General features: G+C 68.8%; 14 protein-coding genes and 2 pseudogenes. 6 read left to right on the top strand and 10 right to left on the bottom strand.

Features of this window, described 5'->3' with window-relative positions; translation table 11 throughout:
* The first annotated feature begins 8 nt into the window (after positions 1-8).
* The 3 genes and pseudogenes from IEY89_RS24515 (at position 9) to IEY89_RS40895 (ending at position 2,373) form a co-directional block, all read left to right on the top strand.
* Positions 9-416 (top strand): hypothetical protein, encoded by a 408-nt coding sequence (locus IEY89_RS24515; protein WP_189149634.1) that lies wholly within the window; start codon positions 9-11, stop codon positions 414-416.
* Between the two features lie 1,035 nt (positions 417-1,451).
* Positions 1,452-2,135 (top strand): annotated as a pseudogene (locus IEY89_RS24520) (DUF5753 domain-containing protein); the annotation flags it as partial.
* Between the two features lie 44 nt (positions 2,136-2,179).
* Positions 2,180-2,373: pseudogene (locus IEY89_RS40895) on the top strand (hypothetical protein).
* Positions 2,374-2,534: 161 nt separating this feature from the next.
* On the opposite strand, the gene pyk reads toward IEY89_RS40895, so the two are convergent.
* From pyk to pta, 3 genes are all read right to left on the bottom strand, one after another.
* Positions 2,535-3,965, bottom strand: a complete 1,431-nt coding sequence (gene pyk / locus IEY89_RS24525) for a pyruvate kinase (RefSeq protein WP_189149636.1) — start codon at positions 3,963-3,965, stop codon at positions 2,535-2,537.
* 162 nt (positions 3,966-4,127) lie between these two features.
* On the bottom strand, positions 4,128-5,357 hold the full coding sequence (locus IEY89_RS24530; protein WP_189149637.1) for an acetate kinase: 1,230 nt from the start codon (positions 5,355-5,357) through the stop codon (positions 4,128-4,130).
* Positions 5,354-7,477 carry a phosphate acetyltransferase gene (gene pta / locus IEY89_RS24535; protein WP_189149638.1) on the bottom strand — a complete coding sequence of 708 codons (2,124 nt, stop codon included), beginning with the start codon at positions 7,475-7,477 and terminating at the stop codon, positions 5,354-5,356. The genes IEY89_RS24530 and pta overlap by 4 nt, the downstream gene beginning before the upstream one ends.
* Before the next feature lie 242 nt (positions 7,478-7,719).
* Here pta and IEY89_RS24540 point away from each other — a divergent pair, with 242 nt between their 5' ends.
* Positions 7,720-8,745: an ATP-dependent 6-phosphofructokinase gene (locus IEY89_RS24540; protein ID WP_189149639.1), complete on the top strand. Its 1,026-nt coding sequence runs from the start codon at positions 7,720-7,722 to the stop codon at positions 8,743-8,745.
* A 37-nt stretch (positions 8,746-8,782) separates the two neighbouring features.
* Here the strand turns inward: IEY89_RS24540 and IEY89_RS24545 are convergent, their stop codons facing one another.
* Complete coding sequence (locus tag IEY89_RS24545; RefSeq protein WP_373287286.1) at positions 8,783-9,511, bottom strand: helix-turn-helix domain-containing protein; 729 nt, start codon at positions 9,509-9,511, stop codon at positions 8,783-8,785.
* A gap of 625 nt (positions 9,512-10,136) precedes the next feature.
* On the opposite strand from IEY89_RS24545, the gene IEY89_RS24550 reads away from it, so the two are divergent.
* Positions 10,137-10,604 carry a PPOX class F420-dependent oxidoreductase gene (locus IEY89_RS24550; protein ID WP_189149641.1) on the top strand — a complete coding sequence of 156 codons (468 nt, stop codon included), beginning with the start codon at positions 10,137-10,139 and terminating at the stop codon, positions 10,602-10,604.
* Between the two features lie 26 nt (positions 10,605-10,630).
* On the opposite strand, the gene IEY89_RS24555 is transcribed toward IEY89_RS24550, so the two are convergent.
* The 6 genes from IEY89_RS24555 to IEY89_RS24580 form a co-directional block, all read right to left on the bottom strand.
* Positions 10,631-10,972 (bottom strand): DUF5713 family protein, encoded by a 342-nt coding sequence (locus tag IEY89_RS24555; RefSeq protein WP_189149642.1) that lies wholly within the window; start codon positions 10,970-10,972, stop codon positions 10,631-10,633.
* 50 nt (positions 10,973-11,022) lie between these two features.
* Complete coding sequence (locus IEY89_RS24560) at positions 11,023-11,868, bottom strand: carbohydrate ABC transporter permease (protein ID WP_373287287.1); 846 nt, start codon at positions 11,866-11,868, stop codon at positions 11,023-11,025.
* A gap of 7 nt (positions 11,869-11,875) precedes the next feature.
* On the bottom strand, positions 11,876-12,778 hold the full coding sequence (locus IEY89_RS24565; protein WP_229695404.1) for a carbohydrate ABC transporter permease: 903 nt from the start codon (positions 12,776-12,778) through the stop codon (positions 11,876-11,878).
* On the bottom strand, positions 12,775-14,184 hold the full coding sequence (locus IEY89_RS24570; RefSeq protein WP_189149643.1) for an extracellular solute-binding protein: 1,410 nt from the start codon (positions 14,182-14,184) through the stop codon (positions 12,775-12,777). Before IEY89_RS24570 ends, IEY89_RS24565 begins: the two co-directional genes overlap by 4 nt.
* 172 nt (positions 14,185-14,356) lie before the next feature.
* Positions 14,357-15,070, bottom strand: a complete 714-nt coding sequence (locus tag IEY89_RS24575) for a response regulator (RefSeq protein WP_189149644.1) — start codon at positions 15,068-15,070, stop codon at positions 14,357-14,359.
* Positions 15,067-16,821: a sensor histidine kinase gene (locus IEY89_RS24580; RefSeq protein ID WP_189149645.1), complete on the bottom strand. Its 1,755-nt coding sequence runs from the start codon at positions 16,819-16,821 to the stop codon at positions 15,067-15,069. The genes IEY89_RS24575 and IEY89_RS24580 overlap by 4 nt, the downstream gene beginning before the upstream one ends.
* A 196-nt stretch (positions 16,822-17,017) precedes the next feature.
* On the opposite strand from IEY89_RS24580, the gene IEY89_RS24585 reads away from it, so the two are divergent.
* On the top strand, positions 17,018-18,442 hold the full coding sequence (locus IEY89_RS24585; protein ID WP_373287288.1) for a cation:dicarboxylate symporter family transporter: 1,425 nt from the start codon (positions 17,018-17,020) through the stop codon (positions 18,440-18,442).
* Positions 18,443-18,571 lie beyond the last annotated feature (129 nt).

The following is an 18,571-nucleotide window of genomic DNA, read 5'->3' on the forward strand; positions in this document are numbered from 1 at the left end:
CTTGGGGCATGACCGATTTCATCCGTACCGGGAGGCTGTTCCGAGTGGTCGGGTTCAACCCGTCCCACCGGCAGCTCTTCCTGCAGAGCGAAGCGACGCTGATCGACCGGACCACGACCCACATCGAGGTGCATGTCGGCAACGTGAGGCTGATGCTCCTGCAGCCCTACTTCCACAACGGCCTGCACATCCGGCACGCCAGTCCGGACGAGTTCGCGGTGCTGGCGGAGCGGCACGGGCTGGAGCCCGACGAGGCGATCTACACCTGGATGCTGGCCCCTGACGGTGACAGCTTCGTCGTCAGCAGCCCTCCGGACTGGCGCGAGGCGGAGTACGCGCTGATGGGCGACCGGGAGTCGCTGTACGCCGGGCCCTGGCCGCCGGACTTCCCGACGGATTCGGGGAACCTCTTCTGACGCTCGGCGCTGCGGACATACAAGGTGAGGGCGGCACCCGTATCGCGGGTGCCGCCCTCACCTTGTCACTCATGGTCCAGCATCGAACGCGACTCGAACTCGAAGCAGGCAGTTCCGTTGATCAGCCAGCCAGCCAGCCAGCCAGCCAGCCAGCCAGCCAGCTGGCTGGCAGACGCCGGGCAGCCCGACCGGCCTGGCCCGGCCGGAACGGTGCTGCGAAGTGGCTGGTCCGGGGCGGGCCTGTGGGTGTTTCGGTGAAGTGAGCGAGGTTTGGGGCGGCGCCAGCAATCGCCCCGCCCCAGGTCACCCCCTCCCGGCCCTCACCCCCGCAAATTCCCGAGCCCCTGCCCAAGGCAGCGCAGCCCACATCCGCGTCCCCCCTCCCGGTTCCCGAGCCTCCCCGAACCCCCACTCCCCGCCACACCCCTCGACCACGCACCCCAGAACCCGCAACGCATCCCCCCTCCGCTCATCGCAAGCCGCAGCGAGCCGGGGATGAGTGTGCCTCCGGTGACCGTCGTAGAGAACCACTTGCAGTTCCCTCTCCCACCATCACAGCGACACGTGCACCGAGGCATCCGCAGTGAACCGGAAAGCGCACGCCGTCAGTTCACCCACCACCTGCAATGCGGCGTCCGCCATTTCCTCCAGCCCATGTGTCTGGAGAACAACCCGAGTCGTAGCCCGGGCAACCCGCGAACTCACCGCCTCGGCAGGCAGGGTTGGGCTTGATTCGCCTTGACGGACATCTGAGATCAGGGGTTCTGCCCCGGGAGGATGTCCATCATGGAGAGCATGGGGAAGAAGAAGCCTCGGCCTCGCCGTTCGTTCACGCTGGAGTTCAAGGCCGAGATCGTCGAGCTGTGCCGGCGTGGTGACCGCTCGGTCGGTCAGATCGCCAAGGATTTTGACCTGACGGAGACCGCGGTGCGGCTGTGGGGCAGCCAGGCCGAGGTCGACGCCGGCGAGCGCGATGGCCTGACCACGGAGTACGCCGCCGGGCTGCTCGGGCTGGACCGGACGAAGGTGTCCAACATGGAGTCGGGCGTACGAGCCACCTCGCTCGAGCGGATCCGGATACTCGCCAGCAACTACGACTGCGCGGACGAGGCCTACGTCAACGCGCTCGTGGCCCTAACCGACTCACGCAGTCGCGGCTGGTGGGAGAGGTTCAGGGGCGCTCTTCCTCAAGGGCTCCTGGATGTGGCCGAGTTGGAGTGGTTCGCCACCCGGCTGCGCAGCTACCAGACTGTCCACATTCCGGGGCTGCTTCAACTCGGCGGCTATGCCCGGGCCGTATTCGACTCAGCTCTGCCCCCGCTGCCCAAGCCGCAGGTGGAACTACGCGTCGTACAGCGACTGCAACGTCAGCAGGTGCTCGACCGCGACAACCCCGTCGACTACATCGCGTACGTGCACGAGTGGGCGCTGCGCATGCAGTTCGGCGGGCGTCGGTCCACCCGCGAGCAGCTCACCCACCTGTGCGAGGCGTCCGAGCGCAAGCACGTCGACGTACGTGTGCTGCCCGTCGAGGCCGGAGCCTTCCCCGGCGCCGGGCACGCCGTCCTGTACGCCGACGGGGCCGTCCCCCAACTGGACACCGTGCAGTTGGACTCCGCGCACGGGGGTGAGTTCACCCACGCCGAGTCACAACTCGCCAAGTACCGCGCCCACATGGACTGGTGGCACACCCACACCCTGAGCCCCCAGGACTCACGCGACCTCATCCACGCCATCGCCCAGCAGCTTCGAGGAGAGCCGTCATGCCTGAGATCACCTGGGAAGAGCCCTTCTGTGCCGAAGGAAACAACTGCTTCCGCAATTAGGCACCGACCCCCACAACAACGCCTACATCGCCATCGCAGGCCAGGAGGACACCTATCTCACCGACACCCGAGAAGCCCTCCGCACCCTCATCCACGACATCAAGGCCGGCAAAGCAGACCACCTCCTGTAGCGCAGGGAAACTGGTGGCCAGTCGGTAGAAGGCGTGGCGACAATGACTTGCTGCGGGAGACGGTGGGAGCATCGCCGGCCGCGTGATCCAACGGCAAAAAGCCGAGGGCGCCCCCTGTCACACACCACAGGAGGCGCCCTCACAGCCGTACCGGCGTCACATCACGCGTGTTCGCCCTCGCCCAAGTGATGAACCCGGACCATGTTCGTGGTGCCGGGGACTCCGGGCGGGGAGCCGGCCGTCATGACGACGACCTCGCCGATGTTGAAGCGGCCGAGCTTCAGCATCTCCTGGTCGACCAGGGAGACCATCTCGTCCGTGCTGTTGACGAACGGGACGACGTACGAGTCGACGCCCCAGCTCAGGGAGAGCTGGTTGCGGGTGCCCTCGTCGGTGGTGAAGGCGACGATCGGCTGGGCCGCGCGGTAGCGGGAGAGGCGGCGGGCCGTGTCGCCGGACTTGGTGAAGGCCACCAGGCCCTTGCCGCCGAGGAAGTCGGCGATCTCGCAGGCCGCGCGGGCGACCGAGCCGCCCTGCGTCTTCGGCTTCTTGCCGGGGACGAGGGGCTGGAGGCCCTTGGAGAGGAGCTCCTCCTCCGCCGCCGCCACGATCTTCGACATCGTGCGGACCGTCTCGATCGGATACGCGCCGACCGACGACTCGGCCGACAGCATGACCGCGTCCGCGCCGTCCAGGATCGCGTTCGCCACGTCGGACGCCTCGGCGCGCGTCGGGCGGGAGTTGGTGATCATCGACTCCATCATCTGGGTCGCGACGATCACCGGCTTGGCGTTGCGGCGGCACAGCTCCACCAGGCGCTTCTGCACCATCGGGACCTTTTCGAGGGGGTACTCGACGGCGAGGTCGCCGCGGGCCACCATCACACCGTCGAAGGCCGCGACGACGGCGTCCATGTTGTCCACCGCCTGGGGCTTCTCCACCTTGGCGATGACCGGGACGCGGCGACCCTCCTCGTCCATGATCTTGTGGACGTCGTCCACGTCACTGGCGTCGCGGACGAACGACAGGGCGACCAGGTCGCAGCCCATGCGCAGGGCGAAGCGCAGGTCGTCGATGTCCTTCTCGGAGAGGGCCGGGACGTTCACGGCCGCGCCGGGCAGGTTGATGCCCTTGTGGTCCGAGATGACACCGCCCTCGATGACGATCGACTTCACCCGCGGACCCTCGACGTCCACGACCTTCAGCTCGACGTTGCCGTCGTTGATCAGGATCTGGTCGCCGCGCGACACATCACCCGGCAGGCCCTTGTACGTCGTACCGCAGATGGTCTTGTCGCCGGGGACGTCCTCGGTGGTGATGACGAACTCGTCGCCCCGCACCAGCTCGACGGGGCCCTCCGCGAAGGTCTCCAGGCGGATCTTCGGGCCCTGCAGGTCGGCGAGGACACCGATGGCCCGCCCGGTCTCCTTGGCGGCGGCCCGGACCCGGTCGTAGCGGCCCTGGTGCTCGGCGTGCGACCCGTGGCTGAAGTTGAAGCGGGCCACGTTCATCCCGGCCTCGATCAGCGACACGAGCATTTCGTGGGAGTCGACCGCGGGGCCGAGAGTACAAACGATTTTCGAACGGCGCATGGGGCGATCCTATCGGTTTGTTTCGCTTCGGAATATTCCGCCTGGTGGACGACGTAGAAGCACCTACTGGACACAAAGGGGCGGGATAGCGCTCAGGTGAGGCTCTTCCGGCAATGTCTGCCCAATGTTTCCCAATGTTCGTCCAATATCCGTTACGTGTCTTCAGTTGTCCGTTCTCGCCGTGCCCACCAGCGCGTACGTCTGTGTCGCGATCTCCAGCTCCTCGTCCGTCGGGACGACCGCCACCGCGACCGGGGAGCCCGCGGGTGAGATCAGCCGGGCCTCCTGGCTCCGTACGGTGTTCAGGGCGTCGTCCACGGCCATGCCGAGGCCCTCCAGGCCCGCCACCGCGGCCTCGCGCACCGGCGCCGCGTTCTCGCCCACTCCGGCCGTGAACGCGATGGCGTCCACCCGGCCGAGTACCGCGTAATAGGCGCCGATGTACTTCTTCAGACGGTGGATGTAGATCTCGAAGGCCAGCCGGGCCGCCGGGGCGTCCGCGCCGCCCTCGTCGATACGGCGGCGGATTTCCCGCATGTCGTTGTCTCCGCACAGACCGAGCAGGCCGCTCTTCTTGTTGAGAAGAGTGTCGATCTCGTCCGTGGACATTCCGCCAACACGCGTCAAATGGAAGATGACGGCCGGGTCCAGGTCACCGGAGCGGGTCCCCATGACCAACCCCTCCAGTGGCGTCAGCCCCATCGAGGTGTCCACGCACTTCCCGCCCCGCACGGCCGACGCCGACGCCCCGTTGCCCAGGTGCAGCACGATCACGTTCACGTCCTCGGGCGCCCGGCCCAGGAGCCGCGCCGTCTCCCGCGACACGTACGCGTGGGACGTGCCGTGGAACCCGTACCGCCTGATGCGGTGCTCGTCGGCCGTCTTCACGTCGATCGCGTAGCGGGCCGCCGACTCCGGCATCGTGGTGTGGAAGGCCGTGTCGAAGACCGCGACCTGGGGGAGGTCGGGGCGCAGGGCCTGGGCGGTACGGATGCCGGTGAGGTTCGCCGGGTTGTGCAGCGGGGCCACCGGGATCAGGCGCTCGATCTCGGCGAGGACCGTGTCGTCGACGACCGTCGGCTCGGTGAAGGACTGGCCGCCGTGCACGACCCGGTGGCCGATGGCCGCCAACTCCGGGGAGTCCAGACCCAGTTCGTCCTTCGCCAACTCCTCCGCCACCGCCTTCAGGGCCGCCTCGTGGTCGGCGATCGGGCCCGTCCGCTCGCGGGACGCGCCCCCGGTCGCCAGCGGGGTGTGCTTCAGGCGGGATGTCTCCTCGCCGATGCGTTCCACCAGGCCCATGGCGAGCCGGCTGCTGTCGCGCATGTCGAGCAGCTGGTACTTCACCGACGACGAGCCGGAGTTGAGGACGAGGACGCGGGTCGCGGTCACTGCGCGGCTGCCTTTTCGGTAGGGGTGGGGCCGGTGTCGGCGTCGGCGGTGGCTGTCTGGGCCTGGATCGCCGTGATGGCGACCGTGGTGACGATGTCCGGGACCAGGGCGCCCCGGGACAGGTCGTTGACCGGCTTGCGCAGGCCCTGGAGGACCGGGCCGACGGCGATCGCGCCGGCCGAACGCTGCACGGCCTTGTAGGTGTTGTTGCCGGTGTTGAGGTCAGGGAAGATCAACACGCTTGCCTGGCCCGCGACTTCGGAGCCGGGCAGCTTGGTGGCGGCCACGGTCGGCTCCACGGCCGCGTCGTACTGGATCGGGCCTTCGATACGCAGGTCCGGGCGCCGGGAGCGCACCAGTTCCGTCGCCTCCCGCACCTTGTCGACGTCCGCGCCCGAACCGGACGTACCCGTCGAGTACGACAGCATCGCGATCCTCGGCGCCACGCCGAACTGCTCGGCGGTGGCGGCCGACTGAATGGCGATGTCGGCCAACTGCTCGGCGTTCGGGTCGGGGTTGACCGCGCAGTCGCCGTAGACCAGGACCTTGTCGGCCAGGCACATGAAGAAGACCGAGGACACGATCGAGGCGTCCGGCTTCGTCTTGATGATCTCGAAGGCGGGCCGGATCGTCGCGGCCGTCGAGTGGACCGAGCCCGACACCATGCCGTCGGCAAGGCCCTCCTGGACCATCAGGGTGCCGAAGTAGTTGACGTCCGAGACGACGTCGTAGGCCAGTTCGACCGTGACGCCCCGGTGTGCGCGGAGCTGGGCGTACTTCTCGGCGAACCGGTCCCGCAGTTCGGAGGTCTGCGGGTCGATCAGCTGGCAGCCGCCGAGGTCGATGCCCAGGTCGGCGGCCTTCTTGCGGATGCCGTCGACCGGGCCGAGCAGTGTCAGGTCGCACACGCCCCGGCGCAGCAGCACCTCGGCGGCGTGCAGGACACGCTCCTCGGTGCCCTCGGGGAGGACGACCCGGCGCTTGTCGGCGCGGGCGCGTTCGAGGAGCTTGTGCTCGAACATCATGGGGGTGACGCGGTCACTGCTGGGCGCGGAGACCCGCCTGAGGAGCTCGGTCGTGTCGACGTGCCGCTCGAAGAGGCCCAGCGCCGTCTCCGCCTTGCGCGGGGTGGCCGCGTTCAACTTCCCCTCCAGGGAGAAGAGTTGGGCGGCGGTGGGGAAGCTGGTGCCGGGCACGGAGATGACCGGGGTACCCGGGGCCAGGCGGGCGGCGAGGGTGAGGACCTCGTTACTGGGGCGCTCGTTCAGGGTCAGCAGGACGCCCGCGATGGGCGGCGTACCGGCGCTGTGCGCGGCCAGGGCGCCGACCACCAGGTCGGCGCGGTCACCCGGCGTGACGACCAGGCAGCCGGGGGTCAGCGCGGTCAGGAAGTTGGGCAGCATCGCGCCGCCGAAGACGAAGTCCAGCGCGTCCCGGGCGAGCCCCGAGTCGTCGCCGAGGAGCACCTTGCCGCCGAGCGCGTGGGTGATCTGGGCGACCGTCGGCGCGGAGAGGGCGGGCTCGTCGGGAAGGACGTAACAGGGCACGGGAAGGCGGGAGTCGAGACCCTGGGCGATGCCGGCGCGGTCCTCGCGGGCGACGCGGTTGGCGACCATGGCGAGGACGTCGCAGCCCAGCGCCTCGTACGCGCGGTACGCGTTGCGCGTCTCGGCGAGCACCGACTCGGCGGTCTGGTCGCGTCCGCCGACGACGGCGACGACGGACGCGCCGAACTCGTTCGCGAGGCGGGCGTTGAGGGCCAGCTCGTCCGGGAACTGGGTGTCGGCGAAGTCGGTGCCGAGGACGAGGACGACGTCGTACTCGCGGGCGACGCGCAGGAAGCGGTCGACGAGGGTGGAGACGAGTTCGTCGGTGCCCTGCTCGGCCTGGAGCGCGGACGCCTCCGGGTAGTCCATGCCGTACACGGTCGACGGGTCCTGCGAGAGGCGGTAGCGGGCGCGCAGCAGCTCGAAGAGACGGTCCGGGTTGTCGTGCACCAGGGGGCGGAAGACGCCCACGCGGTCGACCTGCCGGGTCAGGAGTTCCATGACTCCCAGCTCGACGACCTGGCGGCCGTCGCCACGGTCGATCCCGGTCACGTACACACTGCGGGTCGTCACGCGTGCTCTCCGTTTCCTTGCGCGTCATTGATCGTTCCGGTGCGCGCGTCGCCGCTCGCACAAACGGCCCGCTAGGGGTGAGCGGAACCCTCTTGACAGTACCCGCGGCGCTGGCTAGGACGCCCGTCAGGATCGAGGGTCCGGCCGGGGCGTGAAACAATTGGAGTGGCTCACCGGCATCACAGGCAAGCAGAGCGATCAAAGCGATCAGACCGATCACAGCGAGCAGGAGACACAGCACGATGCGCATCGGAGTTCTCACCGCAGGCGGCGACTGTCCGGGCCTGAACGCAGTGATCCGGTCGGTTGTGCACCGAGCGGTCACCCAGTACGACGACGAGGTCATCGGCTTCGAGGACGGTTACGCGGGGCTGCTCGACGGCCGCTACCGCAGCCTCGACCTCGACGATGTCAGCGGCATCCTCGCCCGCGGCGGCACCATTCTCGGCTCGTCCCGGCTCCAGCGCGACCGGCTGCGCGAGGCCTGCGAGAACGCGCAGGACATGGCCCGCGAGTTCGGCATCGACGTCCTGATCCCGATCGGCGGCGAGGGAACGCTGACGGCGGCCCGGATGCTGAGTGATGCCCGCCTGCCGGTGGTCGGCGTTCCGAAGACGATCGACAACGACATCTCCTCGACGGACCGTACGTTCGGCTTCGACACGGCGGTGGGCGTCGCGACGGAGGCGATGGACCGCCTGAAGACCACCGCGGAGTCGCATCAGCGCGTGATGGTCGTCGAGGTCATGGGCCGGCACGCGGGCTGGATCGCCCTGGAGTCCGGCATGGCCGCCGGCGCGCACGGCATCTGCCTTCCCGAGCGCCCCTTCGACCCCGCTCACGTCGTGAAGATGGTCGAGGAGCGGTTCGCGCGCGGCAAGAAGTTCGCGGTCATCTGTGTCGCCGAGGGCGCGCACCCGGCCGAGGGCACCATGGACTACGGCCACGGCGCGATCGACCAGTTCGGCCACGAGCGCTTCCAGGGCATCGGTACGGCCCTGGCGTACGAGCTGGAACGGCGGCTCGGCAAGGAGGCCAAGCCGGTCATCCTCGGCCACATCCAGCGCGGCGGCACGCCCACCGCGTACGACCGCGTCCTCGCGACCCGGTTCGGCTGGCACGCGGTGGAGGCCGCGCACCAGGGCGCGTTCGGGCGGATGACGGCGCTGCGCGGGACGGACGTGGTGATGGTGCCGCTGGCGGAGGCGGTCACCGAGTTGAAGACGGTCCCGAAGGACCGGATGGACGAGGCGGAGTCGGTTTTCTAGGTCTGGGTGCCCCGGGCGCCCTGCGTGCTTGGGGCTGTCAGCGGGTGTGGGGCACGTAGGTGTCGACCCTCGCCCAGAAGTGCTCCACGATCCGGTCGAGGAAGTCGCGTCCGATGTAACTCGCCTCGGTCGCCGCGGAGCCGTCCGACCAGGTCAGGGTGGCGCTCAACTGCCCCTGGTAGTAGCGGTGCAGCTCCTGGAGGGTGCTCTCCAGGAGGCGCCGGTTCAGCGGCACCATCTTGCTGACGGGGCGGACGTACGCCTGCCAGCGTGTCGTGACCGCGCTGCGCAGCAGGCAGGCGAGCTTGCCGTCGAGGCCGGTCAGGGTCATGAAGTCGGCGAGCGAGAGTTCGAGCACCTCGGCGAGAATCGCGGACTGCCGCTCGGTGCCGCGCCATTCGCCGCTCTCCTCCATCCGTGCGTAGACGAGGAGTTCGAGCCCGACGGCCCGGGCGACGTCCTCGGCGCTGAGCCCCCTTGCGGCGCGGTGCTCGCGCAAGGTGCGGGGACGGCCGATGAGTTCGCAGGGCGCACACCACAACACACCGGCGAGAGCGGCGAGTTCATGAGTTCCGGGGGCCATGATGTTGCGTTCCCAGGCGATGACGTGGTCGGGAGTGATGTACGGCAGCCCGTACGAGACCCGCATCCCGTACGCGACGTGCTCGGGGCCCATTCCGAGGGCCGTACGGAGTCTGCGGGCGGCGTGGGCGTCGAAGGGCGGGGTCGGTGGCGTGGGCGGTGGGGGAACTGGGGGTCGGCGCACGCGCCACAAGCTAGGGGGGCGGGGCGGCGGTGGCTACGTTCTGTTCGGCCACAATGACAGATCGTTGAAAGTTACGGCTTCAGGTGGTGATTCCGGGGCTCTCGTGCCTGCCGGAGACCGTGGGGTGGAAGTCGGATGAGGGGTGCGAGGGGGCGTGCGAGGGGTGTACATCGGTGGCCGATCATGCGAACGGCAAGGTGGTGGGGCATATGCGCGGGCGTGCGCCGGTAAGGCGTGCGGGGGCTTGAGAGGGTCGAGGTGCCGGCGCTGTGGGGGAGTGCCGAAGGCGGGTGCGGTGTGGTGGGGGGTTCGGTCGGGTGGCGTGGGGCTGGTGACCGGCGAGTAGGGGCGGCGCGATTTGTGCGGTCCGTTGATGTGCCGCCGCTGTCTGGCCGTTTTTGCCGTAGCTGCCGTGGGCTGCCGTGGGGGTCGTCTGTCCTCGGTGTCCGATGGGCGTGCGAACGTCAAGTATCCGTTCAGCTGGGCATGTTGGGAGGGACGGGGGCGCGTACGGTGGTCGGTGGCCGCGGGCTGAAGGCTGCGGTCAGGGTGAGGCCGGGTTGCCCGGGTGGGTGGCTTGGCGGGTTTTGGAGGGCGCCGGGTGGCGTCGGAGAGCGGTGGACCTGTGAGCGGTAGGACGGAGAAGATCGAGGGGCACATACGGGAGCGGCTGCTCGCCCCGAACTTCTGGCACCTCGCGACGGTCGGTGCGGACGGCATGCCGCAGGTGTCGCCGATGTGGGTCGACATCGAGGGTGACCATGTCATGGTCAACACGGCCATCGGCCGCGTGAAGGAGGAGAACCTCCGCCGCAATCCGAACGTCTCGCTCTCCCATCACGATCCCGAGAACCCGTACGACCGTGCGGAGATCCGGGGGCGCGTGGTGCGCTTCGTGGAGGGCGAGGAGGCGGAACGTTCCATGGACCGGCTCACGCGGAAGTACATCGGCGAGGACCGGTATCCGTGGCTGCTGCCTGGGGAGCGGCGCGTGATGCTCCTCATCGAGGTGACGCGGGTGCGGCGGGTGGTGGGGGTGGAGCCGTTCCGACCCGGGGTGTTGGACGGGCCGGGCGACCGCGGGGGAGCGTGACGCGACCCGTCGACCCACAGTGACGTTCACCAGTCCCGTCCGGCCACCAACTCCTCGACGTCGGCGTCCTCGAACCCGTACGCCGACGCCACGAACCCGAAGTCCTCGCAGATCTCCTCACGCGCGACCGTCTCGATCTCGCTGCCGGCTGCCTCGAACTCCGCCTCCAGCGCGTTGAACTCCTCCGTTGCCACTTCGGTCAGCGCGTAGAGAGCCGCCAGGTCCGACGGCTGTTCGGCCTCGATCCGCGCGCACAGCCTCAGCAGGATGTCCTTCCCTCTGGTGACGACCTGATCGGGGTAGTAATCGTCCTCGAACAGCCCCTTCAGAAACGGATGGGCTGCCACCTGCTGGTTGGTGACCGTCATGACGATCCCGCCTTCCCTACCGAAGATCCGACGTCCCCATCCTGGACCGCTCACCCTTTGACGGCTCCCCCCAAGGCGAACCCTCCGCCCACCTTTCTCGCCACCAACACGTACAACAAGATCACCGGCGTCGAATAGATCACCGAGAACGCGGCCAACTGCCCATAAACAACCGTCCCCCGATTCCCGAAGAAATCATTGATGCTCACGCTCGCCGGCATCTGGTCCGGCGTGAGCAGCAACATGAACGGCACAAAGAAGTTCCCCCACATCATCACGAACGAGAACACCGTGACGACAGCCACCCCCGGCCCCATCAACGGCAGCACGATCCGTACCAGGGACTGAAACGACGAAGCCCCGTCCGTCCAGGCGGCCTCCTCCAGCTCCCTCGGCACCCCGTCCATGAAGTTCTTCATCAGCCAGATGGCGAAGGGGAGTTGGGAAGCCGCGAAGAAGAAGATCGTGCCCTGCATGGTGTCGATCAGGTTCACCCGCACGAAGAGCGCGTACACCGGCACCATGATCGCGGTGATCGGCAGACACGTGGCGAAGAGAACGGTCAGCAGAAACGGCCGGTTGAACCGTGACCGAAACCGCGACAACGGATACGCGGCCAGCGCCGCGCACACCACGGTCAGCAGGGTCCCGCCCCCGCACAGCATCAGACTGTTGAGCAGCGGCGTAAACGTGACGTCGTCCGTCAGCACCGCGTCGAAGTTGCCCAGCGTCAATCCGTCCGGCACCCGCACCCGCAGATCCGCCCGCGGATCCAGAGCCGACAGCACGACCCAGGCGAGCGGGAGCACAAAAGCCGTCGCCAGCACCAACAGACCCGCGTCGGCCGCCAACCGGCGGTTCGCGCGCCGGGACTTCGTCGTCGCCACCGTCACCACGGGCCCCTCACACCTCCGTACGCAGCAGCCGCATGTACACCACCGAGAACAGCGAGCCGACGACCAGCAGCAGCAGAGCCACCGCCGTCCCGTACCCGATCATGCTTTTCTGGAAGGCCTGTTCGTACATGAACAGAGGCAGCGTCTGGCTCCTGTTCCCCGGGCCGCCCCTCGTCATCACCCAGATCAGCCCGAACACCGACAGCGTCTGTAGCGTGTTGAGCATCAGGTTCGTGCCGATCGACCGCCGGATCATCGGCAGCGTGATGTGCCACATCCGCCGCCAGCCCCCCGCCCCGTCCACCTCCGCCGCCTCCGTGATCTCCTTCGGGATCTCGTTCAGCGCCGCCGAGTACACCAGCATCGAGAACGCCGTACCCCGCCACACGTTCGCGAACGACACCGCCAGGATCGGGAGCGTGAACAGCCAGTTCTGGGACGGGAGATGGAGCCAGTCCAGGATGGCGTTGAGGGTTCCCTCCCGCCGGAAGAACGCGTACAGCAGGAACCCCGCCACCACCTCCGGCAGTACCCACGCCGTGATCACGATCCCGCCCACCAGCGTCCGCACCGGCTTCGACGCGCGCTGCATCAGCGACGCCAGCGCCAGCCCCAGCGTGTTCTGGCCGACCAGCGACGACAGGACCGTGAAGACGAGCGTCAGCCATACGGCGTTCAGGAACGCCTCGTCCTTGAACGCCGTACGGAAGTTCTCGAAGCCGACGAACGACGACGCGGCCTGGCCCGTCAACTGGAGGTCGGTGAAGGCGATGTAGGCGCAGTACGCGATCGGGCCGGCGAGGAAGAGGAGCAGCAGGACCACCGCCGGCGTGACCGGAAGCGCCCGCGTCAGCGTTCGGGTCAGGGAGCGCCTGGTGGCCCTCTGACCCGCACCCGCACTCGTACTCACCGCTTCTCTACGACCTGGTCGTCCGTCGCCGACCTCAGCGCCTCGTCGTACGCGCTCGCCGCCTCCTCCACCGACGCGTCACCCGTCGTCACGCCCTCCATGGCCTCCTGGATGGCCGTCGAGACCTTCGGGTACGCCGGATACGCGGGCCGGTAGTGCGTGCTCGCGACCAGGTCCGTGAAGAACTTGATGCCGGGCTGGGCGTCGACGTACGACGGGTCCGCCGCCACGTCCTTCCGGACCGCGATGCCCGAGTTGGCGATGTACCACTTCTGGGCGTTCGCCTTCGTCTGCATCGTCTTGACGAACTCGAAGGCCAGGTCCGGGTTGGCGGCCTTCGACGGGATCGCCCATGTCCAGCCGCCCGACATGCTCACCCTGCCCGGCGCCTGGCCGTTCTGGGTAGGCATCGCCGCCAGGCCCAGCTTCGTCGACCACTCGGGCCATTCGTGACCGCTGCCCGGCAGCCAGTCCTGGGGGAGCCAGGAGCCGTCGAGGTTGATGCCCAGCTTGCCCTGGGGAAGCCACTCGCCGCGGACGCGGGTCGCGACGTTCGGGTCCAACGCGTCCGACACGTCCGGGCCCAGCTTCTCCTTGTAGACCGTCTCGACGAACGTCAGGGCGTCCTTGAACGCCTGGCTGCCCGCGATCCACTTCTTCGACGAGCCGTCGTACAGGGGGTCGCTCGCGGCCGTCGCTCCCGCGCTGCTCGTCCCGTACAGCAGCATCTCGAAGCCCTGCATCGTGGCCGCCTCACCGGCCGGCTTGCCCGTGTAGACGTTCAGGGGGATGGCGTCCGGCACCTTCTCCTTGATCGTGCGGGCGGCCGACAGCACCTCCTCCCACGTCTTCGGCTGCCAGTCCTTCGGAAGCCCCGCCTTCTTGAAGATGGCCTTGTCGAACCACAACCCCCTTGTGTCCGTGCCGTCCGGCACGCCGTACGTCTTGCCGTCCTCGGCCTTGGCCGCCGTCTTCGCGGTGTCGATGAACTGGTTCCAGTCCGGCCACTTGGCGAGGTAGGCGTCCAGCGGCTTCAAGTACCCGCTGGTGATGTCCGAGTTGATGAGGAACGTGTCCTCGTAGACCAGGTCGGGAGCCGTCTTGGGGGAGCGGAGCATCTGCTGGACCTTGGTGTAGTACTCCGAGTCCGGGGCCTTGATCGGGACCAACTCGACCTTCTTGCCCGGGTTGGCCTTCTCGAACTGCTTCTTGACGTCCGCGAGGTAGGTGTCCATCACCTTCACGGAGTTGTCGGTCGACTGCTTGAAGGAGATCTTCACCGTGTCCGGATCACTTCCGGAGCCGCCGCCGCACGCCGTGAGCGAACCGGCGGCGATGGTGAGGGCGGCGGCAACGAGCAGGGAGGATGGGGCAGTTGGGCGGGCGGCGGTGGGGCGCACGAGCACGACCTCCTACGGGCTGTAAGCCTGTACGGCTGCCCGGCGAACGTAAGAGGAATGGTCTAGTCAGGTCAATGACCTTGCAGCGACCAACGCTCGACAGTCACCACGGCACCACGGCACCACGACAGCAAAGCCGGGGAAGGCAGGGTGGCCACGGTCAACTCCCCTTCCTCCGCTAGCCCTTCACCCACCGGTACTGCAACTCCGGCCGCCCCACCTGCCCGTACTGCGGGCTCCGCGCCGCCCGGCCCGCGTCCACCAGGTGTTCCAGGTAGCGCCGGGCCGTGATGCGCGAGATGCCGACCTCTTCGGCGACCCCGGCCGCGGTGAGCCCCTCGGTGCTGGCCCGCAGGGTCACCGTCACCCGTTCCAGGGTGGGGGCGCTCAGGCCCTTGGGGAGGGCGGCGGGGCCCGGTGCGCGCAGGGTGGCCAGGGCACGGTCGACCTCGTCCTGGCCGCTCGCCTCACCCGCCGACGCGTGGTACTCGGCGTACCGCACCAGCCGGTCCCGCAGGGTCGCGAAGGTGAACGGCTTCAGTACGTACTGCACGACCCCCAGCGAGACCCCCTCCCGCACCACCGCCAGGTCCCGTGCCGACGTCACCGCTATCACGTCCGCGTGGTAGCCGGCCGCCCGCAGCGAGCGGGCCAGTTGCAGCCCGTGTCCGTCCGGGAGGTGGAGGTCGAGCAGGAGCAGGTCGACGGGCGTACGGTCCAGCGCGCGCCGCGCCTCCGCGCCCGTGTGCGCCTTGCCCACGGCCGTGAACCCGGGCACCCGGCCCACATACATGACGTGCGCGTCGGCGGCGACCGGGTCGTCCTCCACGACGAGGACGCGGATCGGGTCCGTCGTCGTGTCTCTGCGCGTCGTGTCTCTCGGGTCGGTCATACGTCGCCTCCTGGCAAGGCGGGCTCGGCTGTCTCGGCGGGCTCGGTGGTGCACTCGGCGGTGCTGGACCTGACGGGAGCGTGACGTCCCGAACCGTTAGGCGGGGCCACCACGGGCGCCGCAACCCTAGGCAACGGCAGCCGAACCTCGAACTCCGCCCCGCCGCACGCCGCCTCGGCCACCGTCAGCGTCCCGTCGTGCCGGGCCACCGCCTGCCGTACGAGCGCCAGGCCGAGACCCCGACCGCCCGGTCCCGCCGGTTTGGTCGTGAACCCGCGCTGGAAGACCGCCTCCGCGTGGGCCGGGTCGACACCCGCGCCCGTGTCCGACACCCGCAGCACCAGCAGGGAGTCCTCCGTCAGGGCCGTCACCGTCACCCGGGACGCGCCCATGCCGCCCTCCACGCTTCCCTGGGCCGCGTCCACCGCGTTGTCGATGAGGTTGCCGAGGATGGTGACCAGGTCGCGCGAGGGCAACGTGTCGGGGAGGAGGCCGTCGTCGAGGCTGCTGTCCTCCGACACCACCAGCTCCACGCCCCGCTCGTTCGCCTGTGCCGTCTTGCCGAGCAGCAGGGCGGCCAGCACCGGTTCGCTGACCGCCGCGACCACCTGGTCGGTGAGCGCCTGGGCCAGCTCCAGTTCGGCGGTCGCGAAGTCCACGGCCTCCTCCGCCCGGTCCAGTTCGATCAGGGACACGACCGTGTGGAGACGGTTCGCCGCCTCGTGCGCCTGTGAGCGCAACGCCTGGGTGAAACCGCGCTCGGAGTCCAACTCGCCCATCAAGGACTGGAGTTCCGTCACATCGCGCAAGGTGACGACCGTGCCCCGGCGCTCACCGCTCGACACCGGGGAGGTGTTGACGACCAGCACCCGGTCGGCGGTCAGATGCACCTCGTCGACGCGCGGCTCGGCCGACAGCAGCGCGCCCGTCAGCGGCGCCGGCAACCCCAGCTCGGCCACGGACCGGCCGACGACCTCACCCTTGTCGAGGACGCCCAGCAGCTCCCGTCCGCCGTCGTTCATCAGCGCCACCCTGTACTGCCCGTCCAGCATCAGCAGCCCCTCGCGTACGGCGTGCAGGGCGGCCTGGTGGTAGTCGTGCATACGGCTCAGCTCGGCCGCGTTCATCCCGTGCGTGTGGCGGCGCAGGCGCGCGTTGATGACGTACGTGCCGATCGCGCCCAGCGCCAGCGCGCCCGCCGCGACCCCGAACAGCGCCGTGACCTGGTCCTGGACCCGGGCAGTGATCTCCTCGACCCGGATCCCCGCGCTGACCAGCCCGATGATCTCGCCGTCGGCCCCATCGGCGCGAATCGGCGTCACCGCGCGGACGGACGGCCCGAGCGTGCCCGAGAAGACCTCCGTGAACGACTCGCCGCGCAGCGCGCGCTCCCGGTGCCCGAGGAAGCGCTGCCCGATCTGCTCCTCGTCGGGGTGGGTCCAGCGGATGCCCTCGGGGTTCATGATCGTGATGAAGTCGACGTCCGTGTGGTGCTGCACCTGGAGGGCGTACGGCTGGAGCAGCGTCGTCGGCTCGGGAGCGGTACGGATCGCCTCGCGCACCGAGGGCGAGTCCGCGACGGAACGCGCGACGGCCATCGCCTGGCGGCCCGCCGCGTCCTCGGCCTGACTGCGGTCGCTGAGGTAGGTGAACAGCGCACATCCGGCCACCACGACCGCGATCAGCACGGCCTGCATCGCGAACAGCTGGGCGGCCAGGCTGCGGGGTCCGGGAACGCGGGGGAAGCGCATGGTGCCAGTCTGCCTCTCCTTATAAGCGTGAACTAAATGAACGGAAGGGTGACCGCCCTCACAGGCCAAGGGATAGTCACGGCATCGCAGGGACGCGATTCACGGGCCTTGGCCTGTTTCGGTCGCCGTCCGCGACCCCGAAGCACCCCCAGCACAACTTTCTCCCCATCCCCCGGACGTGAGCCGCACGCCGGTGATGCCGACGACGACGTCAAGGAGGGCAGCCGTGGCCACCTCATCCTCAACGGCACCTGCCGCACCCGCCGCCAAGCGGGACCGTACCCACTACCTCTACATCGCGGTCATCGCCGCGGTGGCCGCCGGTATCGCCGTGGGCCTGATCGCCCCGGACTTCGCGGTCGAGCTGAAGCCGATCGGTACCGGCTTCGTGAACCTGATCAAGATGATGATCTCGCCGATCATCTTCTGCACGATCGTGCTCGGTATCGGTTCGGTACGGAAGGCGGCGAAGGTCGGCAAGGTCGGCGGTATCGCGCTCGGCTACTTCGTGCTCATGTCGTTCATCGCGCTGGGCATCGGCCTGGTCGTCGGCAACATCATCGAGCCGGGCACCGGCCTCGCGCTGACCGACGCCGTCAAGGAGACCGGCCAGGCGCAGGTCTCGGCCGAGGCCAAGGACACCACCGAGTTCCTGCTCGGGATCATCCCGACCACGTTCGTCTCCGCCTTCACCGGCGGCGAGGTCCTCCAGACGCTGTTCGTCGCCCTGCTCGCCGGTTTCGCCCTGCAGGCCATGGGCTCGGCCGGCCAGCCGGTCCTGCGCGGTGTGGAGCACATCCAGCGTCTGGTCTTCCGTATCCTCGCCATGGTCATGTGGGCCGCGCCCGTCGGCGCGTTCGGTGCCATGGCCGCGGTGACCGGGTCCGCCGGTGTCGACGCGCTCAAGCAGCTCGCCGTCCTGATGCTGTCCTTCTACCTCACCTGTTTCCTCTTCGTCTTCATCGTGCTCGGTGCGCTGCTGAAGATCTTCACGGGCCTCAACATCCTGTCGCTCTTCAAGTACCTGGGCCGCGAGTTCCTGCTGATCCTTTCGACCTCCTCCTCCGAGTCCGCGCTGCCGCGCCTCATCGCGAAGATGGAACACCTGGGCGTCAGCAAGCCCGTGGTCGGCATCACCGTCCCGACCGGCTACTCGTTCAACCTCGACGGCACCATGATCTACATGACCATGGCGTCCCTGTTCATCGCCGACGCCATGGGTACGCCGATGGCGGTCAGTGAGCAGATCCCGCTGCTGCTCTTCCTGCTGGTCGCCTCGAAGGGCGCGGCGGGTGTCACCGGCGCCGGTCTCGCGACCCTGGCCGGCGGTCTCTCGTCGCACAAGCCCGCCCTGGTGGACGGCCTCGGCCTGATCGTCGGCATCGACCGCTTCATGAGCGAGGCCCGCGCCCTCACCAACTTCGCGGGCAACGCGGTCGCCACGGTCCTGATCGGCACCTGGACCAAGGAGATCGACAAGGAGCGCGTCGCGGAGGTCCTCGCCGGTCAGCACCCCTTCGACGAGAAGACGCTCATCGACGAGAACGACGACTTCCACCCGAACACCGAAACCGTGGACGTCCCCGAGCAGGGCGGCGAGAAGGAACTCGCCAAGGCCTGACCCCGGGCCCGGCCCCCTCCGGCCCGGTACGACCCGGCCCGGACCCGTCGACTCCGGGCGGCTGAGGTGCTCCCCCGTCCCTCAGCCGCCCGGGCACAGGACCCCGGCGCCGCGCGCCAGGCGGGTCCC

Source organism: Streptomyces lacrimifluminis, from assembly GCF_014646095.1.
GTDB lineage: Bacteria > Actinomycetota > Actinomycetes > Streptomycetales > Streptomycetaceae > Streptomyces > Streptomyces lacrimifluminis.

Bases quoted from the DNA above. Each gene is read 5' to 3' on its own strand.
- IEY89_RS24515 (WP_189149634.1), top strand. From the start codon at position 9: ATGACCGATTTCATCCGTACCGGGAGGCTGTTCCGAGTGGTCGGGTTC.
- pyk (WP_189149636.1), bottom strand. From the start codon at position 3,965: ATGCGCCGTTCGAAAATCGTTTGTACTCTCGGCCCCGCGGTCGACTCC.
- IEY89_RS24540 (WP_189149639.1), top strand. From the start codon at position 7,720: ATGCGCATCGGAGTTCTCACCGCAGGCGGCGACTGTCCGGGCCTGAAC.
- IEY89_RS24555 (WP_189149642.1), bottom strand. From the start codon at position 10,972: ATGACGGTCACCAACCAGCAGGTGGCAGCCCATCCGTTTCTGAAGGGG.
- IEY89_RS24575 (WP_189149644.1), bottom strand. From the start codon at position 15,070: ATGACCGACCCGAGAGACACGACGCGCAGAGACACGACGACGGACCCG.
- IEY89_RS24580 (WP_189149645.1), bottom strand. From the start codon at position 16,821: ATGCGCTTCCCCCGCGTTCCCGGACCCCGCAGCCTGGCCGCCCAGCTG.
- IEY89_RS24585 (WP_373287288.1), top strand. From the start codon at position 17,018: ATGCCGACGACGACGTCAAGGAGGGCAGCCGTGGCCACCTCATCCTCA.